We start from the raw sequence: 12,459 nt of genomic DNA, 5'->3' as shown, positions 1-12,459 counted from the left end.
TGCGACGTTTTGTAAGATATCAGAAACAATAGTGTCATTTTTCTCACCTAATCTCCTCGCCAAATTTTGAGTTCTAACTTTTTGGGAAGAGAAAATGAAAAAGAGTACATTGACCGTACTGTCAGGCTTGATAGCAACAGCTTTGGTCGGTTGCAATTCAAGTTCGCCAAGTGATGACAGCGGCAATATGGATAGCGCAGTGCAAGTGGCGTTCATGCCTGATATCCATTTTCATGATGTTTACGGTGATTTTCAGGACGGCTCGTTCGAAGGGTTACCTAATGCAATCAGTGGTAAGAATGCAACGATCAGAACGATGGAGTCTCAGATGAACTCTACTCGTCTATTTAACGAAAACTATTTTGCAATGATAGCGGCTCTGGACGATGTGGTTGAGCGCGGTGTGAAGTACGTAGCACTGCCGGGGGACTTCAGTGACGACGGTCAGCCAGTACATATGCGTGGATTAGTGAGCATTTTTGACCACTATCGTGACACGTACGGCCTTGAGTTTTTTGCAGCGCCTGGCAACCACGATCCAGTGAGGCCATTTACTATCCCTGCGGGTAAGTCCGACTTTTTGGGGGAAGGGGGTAAGAACCAGCGTATTTATAGTCGGGGTAAGGAAGAGTGTGTTGGCTATGAAGATGAGTGGACAACCATTCCCGGTGCCGGCGATAACCTAGCAACCATTTGTACTGAAGAAGTTCGCGAATGGGGCTATGAAGAGATCATGGGTATCTTAGGCACTCACGGTTTCTATCCTCAGCAAGATTATCTCTACTTTGAAACGCCTTACAGCAGCGACCAAGCTCGTGCTAACTACAGCTATGATTTAGCCAAAGAAGAAGCGGCTTTTGACCAACGTATGTACGAGATCTGTTATGAAGGCACAGGTGGTAGTTATAAAGAGAATGGCTACACAAGTTGTTCTGAAGTGCCTGATACTAGCTACTTAGTAGAGCCAGTTAAAGGGTTGTGGTTATTGGCCATTGACGCGAATGTCTATCGCCCTAAAGAAAACTCGTCTGATAACTCTGTCGATGGCGACACGTTTGATGGTTCAAGCAGCGCAGGCTATAACATGATGCTGACTCACAAAGAACACGTGATCGATTGGATCTCTGATGTGGTAAAAGCAGCGAAAGAGCAGAACAAGACGCTTGTCTCTTTCTCGCACTTCCCAATGACTGACTTCTACAACGGCGCTTCTGAAGAGATTGAAGATCTGTTTGGTGAAGGAAGCCATCAACTGGCGCGTGAACCGGATGACAATACCAGTCGAGCATTGGCTGCAACGGGCTTAAACATCCACGTTGGTGGTCACATGCACTTTAACGATACAGGTAAGAAAAGCTTCAATATCGATGGTGTTCAGCACACGCTATTTAATATCCAAGCGCCATCGTTAGCGGGTTACATCCCAGCTTACAAGCTGCTGAACATTCGCCCTGATAACCAAATTGAGGTCGAGACTGTGGTTATCGATCAAGTTGAACGTTACAACGAACTGTTTAGTCACTACGAAGAAGAGCATGCATACCTTACTCAAGCTGCGAATGGAGACCCTGATGCAGAAGCTAAGATCTGGAACAAAGATATTCTGGATTCAGAGAGCTACTACGAACTCACTGATTGGCATATTCGTGAACTGACGCGTCTACGTTTTCTTCCGAGCGATTGGCCGCTAGAAATGCGCGCAATGATCATGAACATGAACGGTGAAGAGATGATGATCATGTCTCAACTAGAAACGCAATTCACGGTTTGTCAATTAGCAGACAAGCTGGGTTATCCAGTTGAAGGCTGTACTGCGAATGGTGTCGTTGATGAGGAACAGTTCCAGAAAGATTGGCAGGCAGCCAAAGAAGAAGCCGAGGTTTTGGCATCTACTGAGGGGTTAAGCTTAGCTGACTTTGCAGAGTGGAGCGGTGAGCTACTAGCGACGGATTTTTACCGACTACGTAATGCCGATGAACTGGCGTTTCGTGATATCGGTGAAACACAGCTTCGTCAATACGAACTGCTAAGCCGAGAGCTTGCAGAGTTTGATGGCACGGTGGATTCTGAGCTAGGTGACCTTGGCCAATATACCGTTGGTGAGGTGTTCCGTTCTCGTTTTGGTAGCTTGTTTGTGATTCTTGAAAAGTTTGCGACTGGCCAAGCGAGTGACCACTTCTTGATTGATATCGACCAACAAACCTTGACCGACCTGAAAGGTGAAGTGAAGCGCGATATTCTAAGAGACTCAACGTCAGCAAATTAGGCGTTTTACCGATTAGATGATTAGATTGATGAAGGGTCTGCTAGCCATGAGTTAGTGGGCTCTTTTGTTTGTCTGAGCGTAGGTTTCAATCGAGAATTACAGCTAAGAATTTTTAAAGTGCATCATAATAATTACTTACTGAAAATCGCATGAATCGGAAATAAAACTACAATATTCTGAGCGCCGTATTTTACCGTTGTGGACCCAAACATGCTTTTATCTCTCCCTCCTCCAGTGATGCTATCACTCGCCATTGTGCTTGAAGTTGTCGCAACTTCTCTATTACCCAAAACACAGCAGTTTACTTCTTTACCAGCCACGGGCGCGGTACTAATCGGCTACGGTTTTGCTTTCTATCTATTGTCTCTAACAGTTCAAACCATGTCTTTGGGTGTGGCGTATGCGATTTGGTGTGGGGCAGGGATAGTGCTAGTCGCAGCGTTGTCTTGGCTGGTCTACGGGCAAAAGCTCGATATCTACGCGGTGATTGGGATCGGTTTGATTTTATCTGGCGTAGTGATTATCAACCTGTTTTCAACGTCGGTGAGTCATTAGGAGAGTCTATTATTTTAATCTTTGGCCTTTCCAACAAACAATTGTTTTGCCATCAGGGTACATGGCCTGAGTAATTCAGGCCAACATTATGTAATGAATTCGTATTACATAACTTTAATGAGCAAGACTAAAACTAGTATGACTATTATTAACAACAACTTAGTGCATGGTGTTTTTGACAAATTAGAAATTAGCTCTGTCATTTAAATCCTCTTATGTGTATCTACTTGATGAAAACAGTATCAAACTAATCAGCGTTGGATATAAGGGAATCAATGTGTCAAAAATATTCTAATCTCGTCTGTTTCCTTTTAGTTGAGGATCCAACTCTATGTCGAAAGCAGCAATAAACTCAGCAATTTCTTTGCTAGTCCATTCTTCGTGCCCATACTTTTTTCTTCTAGTGGATTTCAATTCTTCGATAAGAGAAGAGTTTTCCTTTTTCCATTCTAAGTATTTTTTATCCATGCTTGACGCTTTCCGCAAACTGCAAGATGGGTAATCTCGATGGAGCATGGCAACCGCTTTTTCACATGCTTGTTGTTGAGTTAGGCCACAAAACTCTACCAACTTCATAACCCAAAGTAATGCTTGGTTTTTTAGAGACTCATCTCGTATAGCTCCCTTTTTGGTTCGATATTTATATTCTCGGTTGAGACGTTTTTTCGAAGAGCTCGCTAAGTACTGCAAGATTTCTTGAGTCACGGGTATATTATGTTCAAAGCAAAATACTATTAGATGGTCTAAATAATCAGGATCCCCCGTCTCTTTCCAATTCCAAACCAAATTACGTATGTATTGGATGTAATCCCACGAAATATTATTGGCATAGAGCTCATCTTCAAGTCGCTGATCCCACATACATTCAAGTTCATAAACATGTTCGACCACAATTACCCCTACACTCGCGCAGTTTAACTTACTAGAATATAAAGCCTAAAACGCTTCTATCCAAAAATAAGTTGCGCTAACCTGCTTCGCCTCCCAACACAGCCACAAACGCATCCAAATACTGTTCGATGGTTAAATCCGCAGAAACGGGTGGCAGTTCCACGGTAATACACGGTAGGTTTCTTTCTTGGCACCAAGTGCCGAATGAGCCTGGGGTTTCGTAGTCTACGTCTTCGACGAGCGGCAGGTTGAACTGCTTGCCTAGCCAAGTGGCAAGTTCCGATTGGGTTGGGTCGTCGACCATGGCGAGTGGTTCGTGGAAAGATATGACGAATTTGGGCTTACGCTGCTCGATAAGGTTGATGAGTGACTGCACTTCAGGTTCAAGCTGGTTGGCTTGCCCCGTTTTTACTTTTACGTCTCTGACCGGTGTGTGAGAACTCCAGCGATAGACGGTGCCGTTTTCTGTCCAGTTTTGAGTCGGAAAAGCGCGGTTTAAATCAACTTGGTTGGCGTTGGCGCGAGTGCCGAGTTGATTGCCGTCTGGGTTCATCGACAGAATCACATCGTGTCGTAAGTTGGCGGCAGGCAAACTTCTTAGGGCGCAAGACAAACCCGCGATAGAAGCTGTTTCATCGCCGTGTGTACCCGCTAAAATCAGCCCGCGAGATTCGCTTTCTATTTGCGCGGGGAAATAGAGCAAAGGTGCGCCCAATACTGACTTTCCATATGACAGCGGCTTTATCGAAAACGCAGCTCTTTCCGTTCTTGGAATTAAACTCACCTTAATCTCCTGATTGATCAAGTACTATCAAATAGTCACTACTATTTAGATGACTTCTATTAAATAAACCATAGCGTCAAAACTCGTCAACCGTCGCATTGTTAATTTTATTACTTTGCTTCAAAGATAGGCTAGGAGAGCAAAAAAACATGGATTTTAAGAAACATTCAACGGCTTTAATCATTTCATCTTTATTGACCCCTTTTATCTCAGTGACTGCCGTTGCTGACACATTGCCTGCCGGAACTTCTCTGGCGAAAGAGCAACACTTGGTACGTGCCAATGATGCAGAAGCTGCGACACTCGATCCGGCGAAAGCAGAAGGCCTGCCTGAGATGCACATTCTACGCGACCTATTTGAAGGTTTAGTGATTCAAGATCGCGATGGCAACATCACTCCAGGTGTTGCACAGTCTTGGGAAACCGAAGACAACCAGACGTTTGTATTCCACCTGCGTAAAGATGCGCAATGGTCGAATGGCGATCCGGTGACGGCCGATGATTTCGTGTATGCGATACGACGCGCGGTCGACCCGAAACTCGCTTCGCCGAATGTTTGGTATCTTAAACTTACTCAAATCAGCAACATTGCAGACGTAGCCGAAGGCAAGAAGCCCGTTGAGGAGTTAGGTATTTCGGCCGTCGACAAACACACGGTTAAGTTCGAACTTGATAGTAAAGTGCCTTACTTTGTGGCGATGACAGGCCACACCTCCATGATGCCAGTTCACAAGGCAACGCTAGAAAACAGCGACAAGCCGTGGAGCGACCCTAAGCAGTTTGTCGGTAATGGTGCGTTTGTGCTGGACGAGTGGGTGGTTAACGAGCGTATTGAACTGAAGAAGAACTCTAACTATTGGAACAGTTCAGATACCAATCTAACCGAAGTGACTTACATTCCGTTCGAGAACCAGAATGCCTCGATCAACCGTTATGCGGTGGGCGAGGTCGATATTACTTCGGACGTGCCGACACATATGGCGCAGCAGCTTAAAACCAAATACCAAGATGCGTTTACCGCGGTGCCTTTGCTGTGTACTTACTACTACGCATTCAATACAACACGACCACCATTTGATGACGCACGAGTCCGTAAGGCTGTCTCTTATTCCATGATGCGTGATGTTATCACCAATGGTGTTACTCAGGTGGGTAACCTGCCTGCTTATACCTTTGCTCATGAGTACACGGCTGGTTTTGATGCGACACAACCTGAGTACAGCACTTGGACTCAGAAGGAGCGTGACCAAAAAGCTAAAGAGCTACTGAAAGAAGCGGGCTACGATGCGTCTAACCCGTTGGATTTCAAATTGCTTTACAACACCAGTGAATCGAACAAGTCGATTGCAGTGGCGATTGCATCCATGCTGAAAGGCAACTTAGGCGCACAAGTCGAACTAGAAAACCAAGAGTGGAAGTCTTACTTGGTGTCACGTCGCCAAGGTGATTTCGATGTAATGCGCGCCTCTTGGTGTGGTGATTACAACGAAGCATCAACCTTCTTGAGCCTATTGCGCTCTGGTTCTTCGGGTAACTTTGCTCGTTACAACAACGACAAATACGACTCAGCAATGGACAGCGCATTGGTGGCAACCAGCGAACAAGATCGCCAAGGTTTCTATGATCAAGCAGAGCAGTTACTGGCTGAAGATATGCCTATCGCGCCAATCTACTACTACATGCAGGCTCGCCTAGTGCGACCAAGTGTTGGCGGCTTTGCGAAGAACAACGTGGAAGGGCGCATCTATTCTAAGGATCTCTACATCAAAGAATAGATAGGCCAAATGCGAGTTCAGATATAGCAGGTCCAAAATATGATAGAGCTAGTAAATAGCGCATAAAGGTTAAAAATAGAAGAAAAGGGACGTTGAACATAAATATATGATTAACGTCCCTTTATTATTGCCATATTTGTAATGAATCTAATTATGGGCGATTTAAATTGTCGATAAATGAACAATTGCGCTTGAAGTTGATACTAATCCCTATTATTTGTAATTTTATCATTGATACCTGAGATAAGGTTATTGATATTTATGATGTTTGTTTTTCTTGATAATAAATAAATCCCTATTTATCGAGCTCTATATGCCTATTTTTCTATTTGTGTTTAAGTTGATATCGATCAATTGAAATAAACTCATTCATTCCTACGCTTAATTGTATAAACAGATCAATGGAAGTTAGGAGAGTAACAATGAAGTACTCAATAATTACACTATCAACCGTGGCTGTACTTACGATCATTCCAGTCAGTGCTGTTCACGCAAAAGATAAGATACTAGAGAGCAGTAAGCTTACCTCAAATATAGTTATCGATGGCAATGTTGATGCCGTTTGGGAGCAAGCTAAACCACTGACACAGAAGGTGAATAAATTACCGTATAAACCAAATAATGGCTATGAAGGCATTAAAAAAACCAGTGTGGAAATGAAGTCGATGTATGACAGTGAATACATTTACTTCTTGTTTACTTATGCCGACCCGACCAAAAGTATTGACCGCTTTCCTTGGGTTAAACAAGAGGATGGGTCATGGAAGCAGTTGAAAAATAAAGATGATACTGGGCATGACAATACTTACTACGAAGATAAATTTGCGGTCTATTGGGACATCAATGCTGAAGGCTTTTCTGAGAAAGGGTGTAATGCTGCATGTCACAGAGCTAAAAAGGGTAAAAACGCAGGGCGTGATGATAAGAACCCAGCACGTAAATACACCAAGCAGGAAGGCGAGTTTATTGATATGTGGCACTGGAAAGGTGTGAGAACTGCGGTACATAATCAGCTCGATGACCAATATGTTGATAGTAATACCGATCCAAAACAAAACAAAGGTTGGGGACGTAAAGGAGACAGCAAAACGGGGGGGGGCTACGTTAATAACGTAAAAGACGGCCAGCCAGCATATGTATCAGATAACTTAACCAATGAAACATTACTTATTTTAGACTCAGAGAAGAAGCCGTTTACAACTGACTACAATAAGTTAGACCGAATTCCAGGGCTAACAGGTAAGCCATTTACCGGTTCCCGTGGTGATATCGAAGTCGGTGCAATTTGGAAAGCGGGTGTTTGGACCCTGGAAATGAAGCGTAAGCTTGTAACTACGGGTGAAAATGCAGAAACGCAAGATGTGCAATTTAACGATTTGAGCCAATCATATCCATTTGGTGTTGCGGTTTTTGATAACTCTCAAATTAATCACATATACCATCGTGGTGTGTTAAACCTTGAGTTTAAATAAGTATAACACTCGTAACTAACTGAAATGATTTGTGTCGAAATAATCGGCTCAAATCATTTCTTCACAGAAGAGTACTATTATGGTCAAAACAGTTACTCAATATGTTTCTTATTTATTTTTGTTGACCACGTTGAGTATATTCTTTATGCCGCTATCGCTCTGTTCTGAGTCAACAGTTCAGGATTCCGCTTCCCATAATGTAAAACCGTTTTCTAGCCAAATTACCAATGAAGCGGAAATGCAGATTTTAGTAAAGGAAAATAAGCGTTGTATACGGTGCCATCAAAAAAAGCGTCTGCTTAAAAATATTGATGCCATCGCTTCTGTAGGAGCACATGCCAGTACCGAGTTTTACAACAACTGCACAGCTTGTCATGGCAGAAAAGGTTCTCACCCCAAAGATTCTGATGTGGTGAGTGTTATTCCATTCGATGATCATATCGACTTGCCAATTTTCGAGCAGAACCAAAAGTGTATCGCCTGTCATTCTCCTGAAAGCTTGAGGGTCAGTGAGTGGACTCACGATGTACATGCCACCAAATTGACATGTTCCAATTGTCATAATTTACATCGCGATTCAGACCCGATTATCGGTATCAGTAAGAAGTTTCGCATTGGGTTATGTGCAACCTGCCATGAAGCTATTCTGCGTGAGAAAGAGTTTAAGTCGCATCAGTAAGAAGGAGCCAGTTTTATGAGTACGACTAAATATTTAATTGGTGTGTTACTTGCTGGAGTATGCGCACTGGTGGTCGCTGAGGATTTACCTAATCCAGATGAGCATAATCTTGCGAATATTCACCTAAAGGATGAAACATGTGCGGGGCAGTGCCATCTAGACGAAGAGCCTTCTGACGATCTTGAGTTTGAATATAACAGCTGCGTGGAGTGTCATGATGATTTTGGCCACCTCGAAGGGCTCCAGCATAATCTAAAGCACAAAGAGAGCGAAGAGATGGAGTGCGTCGAGTGTCATCTTCCCCACGAAGAATTTGATCCTAAGGACACTTGTACTGATTGCCACGATGAAGACGACGAAGAATTATCAGACTTTTATTCAGTTAGGCTAGAGCGCTATTTAAACACGTTTAGCCTTGATATTAGGCCGTAAAATGACGGAAGGTTTGAGCTAGTAAAAATAAAAATCCCCATTCGTTGACAAAACGAATAGGGATTTTTCTTAGTAGGGGGTAGTTACTTTATCAATAGTGAGTATTCACTAATTTATTGATTCTTTTAGATAGCTTTCCGTATTCGATAACTTCTGTTTTAGATAGTCACCATGTCTGCGGCTTTCTTCATCGCTTCCTTAGTAGAACACTCAATCACGTTCGCGTTTGCAAAGCGGTGAGCGTCTTTCACTTGAATATCGTGAGCCAAGATAACCAGTTTCGCGTTGGCGACATCTAAGTCAGTGATGCGGTTTTGAATGCCGTTTTGACCTTGTGTTTCTACCTTAATCTTAAGGCCTGCTGCCGCACCTGCTTTTTCTAGTGCTTTGGCTGCCATGAAGGTGTGTGCAACACCTGAAGGGCAACATGTTACTGCTACGATGTCGTACTCGCCTTCACCTGCTACTGGAGCGGTTTGAGCTTGTACTGGTGCAGCTTCAGCCGTCTCTTCTTCGGTTTCAACTGCGACTGGTTTCCAGAAGCCAACGATAACCGCTGTGGTTAGTGAGCCAAGTGCAATACCGACTACGTACATTGGGATGTTGCTTGAAACTGGCGCAGTGATTAGGCCGCCCCACGGTGCGTGCAGTAGAACGTCTGTCATGAAGCCAAACACACAACCAACGATACCACCGGCTACGATTGAAGGAAGTACGCGCATTGGGTCATTCGCTGCGAATGGGATAGCACCTTCAGAGATACCGATAGAGCCCATGATTGCTGCTGCTTTACCTGCTTCTTGCTCTTGTTTAGAGAACTTGTTTTTGAATAGGAAAGTCGCCAGAGCCATACCTAGAGGTGGAGTACAAATCGCGATGCCAACGCCGCCCATTAGCCAAGGTTGTGTGTCTACTTGGGTTTGAGCGAATAGGGTTGCTACTTTGTTGATAGGGCCGCCCATATCAAACGCAGTCATACCACCAAGGATTGTGCCCAGAACCATCTTAGATGCGCCAGCCATTGAAGCTAGGAACTCGTTCATTGAAGACATGAACAGTTTGATTGGTTCACCGATGCCCCACAGTACGATACCTGCAGAGATTAACGTGCCTAGAAGTGGGTAGATGAAGTACGCACCTAGTGCCGTCATGTTCGCAGAAAGTGGGATCTTCTTAAGTTGGAAGACCACACCACCGGCGATAAAGCCTGCCACGATACAACCAAGGAAACCGCCGCCCATGTCAGCCATGATGCCAGAAGAGATCATCGCAGGTGCTAGTGCTGGTTTGTCTGCAATTGAGTAACCAATAAAGCCGCCAAGAATGATTGGGAAAAGAACAAGGCCTTTGATACCGATATTAGATATGTCTGCCAGCAAGCCGTCTGCTGGAACCGCACCTTTACCCGATGCCATTACCGCTAAAGCCAATAGAACACCACCGGCTACGATGAAAGGCAGCATGTGTGATGTACCGAAAAGCAGGTGACCTTTCATGGTACTGAGGATTTTTTTATAGTCGCTACTACTATTCTTATTATTAGAATTGCTACTGGTATTCGTAGCTTGATTTGCTAGGGTGCTCATAATTGTCTACGCCTTATGAATTAATTAAAATATTAAGGATTTGATGTTCATCTTTTGCGTTATGGATATCTTGAATAAATTCATCACTGAATTTTCCAAATAGTTCTTGTAGTACATAAATATGATGGTCAGCACCGTTATCTGGTGAGGCAATCATAAAAAACACGGTTGGATTAATGCCGTCTTCATCGCCATACTCAATGCCTTCGCGCTTTACACCTACAGCGATTGCCGGCTCTGTTACGGCCTTGCTTTTCGAGTGTGGGTAAGCGAGGCCGTCCATTGAAGTGATGCTTTGAGATTCACGAATTTCGATGTCTGCCAAGAAGGCTTCTTTGTTACTGATTCGGTTGTTCTCAAATAACATGCCTGCCAATTCTTCAAACAGTTCTTTCTTATTATTCGCTTGAAGGTTGTTATTAATTAAGTTGACGTTAGTTAGCTGTGTGATCATTTATTAACTCATTCAGTATTGAAGTTCTTGAATTAAAATTAATGGATTAACCCGATTCGCGAAATAGCAAATAAAAGCCCTTCACTGTACATTTGTATCCAGCAAAATTAAGTGTGATTTGCATCATTCATCCAGTGTGAGTTGAGTCATATTTGATGACGTATTTTTTATGTTTTTGACACGTAGACTGGCCTCTTCAGAAACAAAAATGCCCCGCAACAGCAGGGCATGATTAGTGAATATTGTTAGCTGAGAGAGCTAGCTGTAAGCGCGTGCTACACGTCCAACGCAGTCCAGTTTGTAACTCTCAGCATAAGCAGGAATGAATACCGATTGGCCTTTCTCTATCACGCAGGTTTCGCCGCACTGGTGAGTAAGCACCATAGATTCGTCGAGAGGTAGTAGGATCTCGGCACCTTCGGTAGTGATCTGTCGTTGCTGTGAGTTTTGCACGATAGAGAATTTAAAATCCTCGACCGGAATTTCGTATTCCATCACATCACCTTGCTCTATCGGGCTTAGCAGTAATCTATCCGCGGGCTTTTCATTAAATCGAGTACAAGAAACCAGTTCATTTACGTCCATGTATTTAGGCGTCAGCCCTGCACGCAACACATTGTCTGAGTTCGCCATGATTTCTAAGCCTGTGCCTTTGATGTAAGCGTGAGGCGTTTCGGCATCCAGATACATGGCTTGCCCTGGCTTTAGGGTTATCACGTTCAATAGCAGCGGAGCGAACAAGCCGACATCACCAGGGTATTGAGCTTCCAGTTCTGAAATCAATTGGAATACACGTTTATCCGAAAGCTTGGCCTTCATGAGCAGCATGGTTAACGCCATGCCTTTTTGCTCCCCTTCTAGAGACAACAGGCTTGCAAAGAAGCAGGCTAATCCATTGGGAGTCTGGTCGCCCGCGAGATCGTTAACCATCGAGTGCAGCTCTGGAATATCGAGGTAATGGAAGTGCTCAAGGATCTCGCTTATCGACCTAAAACCATTCATCGCCGTGTAGTCGGTTAGGGCATACACCAGCTCGGGTTTGTGATTGGCATCTTTGTAATTACGGTTGCCCGCGGTCATTGGAATGCCTTGCTGCTCTTCAAGTGCATATCCAGATTCAGCTTGTTGTTTGTTTGGGTGTACTTGTACAGACAGTGCTTTTTCAGCCGCTAACACCTTAAAAAGGTATGGTAGCTCGCCAAAACGACTCGCGACTTTCTCGCTTAGAAACAGGTTTAGATTCTTAGAAATCAAGTTCGACAACGTGGTTTGCTGACCATTGTCGGTCACCATCGAACAACCATTAGGGTGAGCGCCCATCCAGATCTCTGCTTGCGGTTCACCAGACTGGTTATCAATACCAAACAGTTGGCTGAATGAAGACGGGCTACCCCATGCGTAGTTTTGAATTACGTTGGTCATAGGGTAGAAAAAGCGTTGTACGAACGAGTCGTTCGTCAAAGAAAAATCAGACATCGAAATCACCATGAAGGGAAACATGGCTTGAGCTCTTTCGTTCCCAAAAAGGAGAGTAGAGGGGCTCAAGCCATTGGAGTTGAAATGGC

The 12,459-nt window shown here is 44.1% G+C and carries 11 protein-coding genes; 6 read left to right on the top strand and 5 right to left on the bottom strand.

Annotated features, from left to right (window positions below):
* Window positions 1–94 precede the first annotated feature (94 nt).
* A complete protein-coding gene (locus L4C44_RS07695) occupies window positions 95–2,266 on the top strand; it encodes a metallophosphoesterase (protein ID WP_428804769.1) in 2,172 nt (723 codons plus the stop codon).
* A gap of 210 nt (window positions 2,267–2,476) precedes the next feature.
* Window positions 2,477–2,821: a DMT family transporter gene (locus L4C44_RS07690; protein ID WP_428804768.1), complete on the top strand. Its 345-nt coding sequence runs from the start codon at window positions 2,477–2,479 to the stop codon at window positions 2,819–2,821.
* Between the two features lie 291 nt (window positions 2,822–3,112).
* Here L4C44_RS07690 and L4C44_RS07685 read toward each other — a convergent pair whose 3' ends face one another.
* Both L4C44_RS07685 and mpaA read right to left on the bottom strand, forming a co-directional pair.
* Window positions 3,113–3,712: a hypothetical protein gene (locus L4C44_RS07685; protein ID WP_327784527.1), complete on the bottom strand. Its 600-nt coding sequence runs from the start codon at window positions 3,710–3,712 to the stop codon at window positions 3,113–3,115.
* A gap of 76 nt (window positions 3,713–3,788) precedes the next feature.
* Window positions 3,789–4,496, bottom strand: a complete 708-nt coding sequence (mpaA, locus tag L4C44_RS07680) for a murein tripeptide amidase MpaA (protein ID WP_327784526.1) — start codon at window positions 4,494–4,496, stop codon at window positions 3,789–3,791.
* A gap of 149 nt (window positions 4,497–4,645) precedes the next feature.
* Here mpaA and L4C44_RS07675 point away from each other — a divergent pair, with 149 nt between their 5' ends.
* The 4 genes from L4C44_RS07675 (at window position 4,646) to L4C44_RS07660 (ending at window position 8,854) form a co-directional block, all read left to right on the top strand.
* Complete coding sequence (locus tag L4C44_RS07675; protein WP_428804767.1) at window positions 4,646–6,271, top strand: ABC transporter substrate-binding protein; 1,626 nt, start codon at window positions 4,646–4,648, stop codon at window positions 6,269–6,271.
* A 422-nt stretch (window positions 6,272–6,693) separates the two neighbouring features.
* Window positions 6,694–7,743, top strand: a complete 1,050-nt coding sequence (locus L4C44_RS07670) for an ethylbenzene dehydrogenase-related protein (protein ID WP_132941928.1) — start codon at window positions 6,694–6,696, stop codon at window positions 7,741–7,743.
* Between the two features lie 79 nt (window positions 7,744–7,822).
* On the top strand, window positions 7,823–8,422 hold the full coding sequence (locus tag L4C44_RS07665; RefSeq protein ID WP_171349984.1) for a cytochrome C: 600 nt from the start codon (window positions 7,823–7,825) through the stop codon (window positions 8,420–8,422).
* 15 nt (window positions 8,423–8,437) lie between these two features.
* Window positions 8,438–8,854, top strand: coding sequence for a cytochrome c3 family protein (locus L4C44_RS07660; RefSeq protein ID WP_146490313.1), 417 nt, complete (start codon window positions 8,438–8,440; stop codon window positions 8,852–8,854).
* Between the two features lie 158 nt (window positions 8,855–9,012).
* Here L4C44_RS07660 and L4C44_RS07655 read toward each other — a convergent pair whose 3' ends face one another.
* From L4C44_RS07655 to manA, 3 genes are all read right to left on the bottom strand, one after another.
* On the bottom strand, window positions 9,013–10,440 hold the full coding sequence (locus tag L4C44_RS07655; RefSeq protein WP_428804766.1) for a PTS fructose transporter subunit IIBC: 1,428 nt from the start codon (window positions 10,438–10,440) through the stop codon (window positions 9,013–9,015).
* Between the two features lie 13 nt (window positions 10,441–10,453).
* Window positions 10,454–10,894, bottom strand: a complete 441-nt coding sequence (locus tag L4C44_RS07650; protein WP_428804765.1) for a PTS sugar transporter subunit IIA — start codon at window positions 10,892–10,894, stop codon at window positions 10,454–10,456.
* A 258-nt stretch (window positions 10,895–11,152) separates the two neighbouring features.
* On the bottom strand, window positions 11,153–12,370 hold the full coding sequence (manA, locus tag L4C44_RS07645) for a mannose-6-phosphate isomerase, class I (RefSeq protein ID WP_428804764.1): 1,218 nt from the start codon (window positions 12,368–12,370) through the stop codon (window positions 11,153–11,155).
* Window positions 12,371–12,459 lie beyond the last annotated feature (89 nt).

This window comes from Vibrio satsumensis (genome assembly GCF_050337435.1).
GTDB classification, from domain to species: Bacteria; Pseudomonadota; Gammaproteobacteria; order Enterobacterales; family Vibrionaceae; genus Vibrio; species Vibrio satsumensis.
The sequence above is the reverse complement of the archived record's forward strand: the minus strand, read 5'-3'. Positions and strand labels throughout refer to the sequence as shown.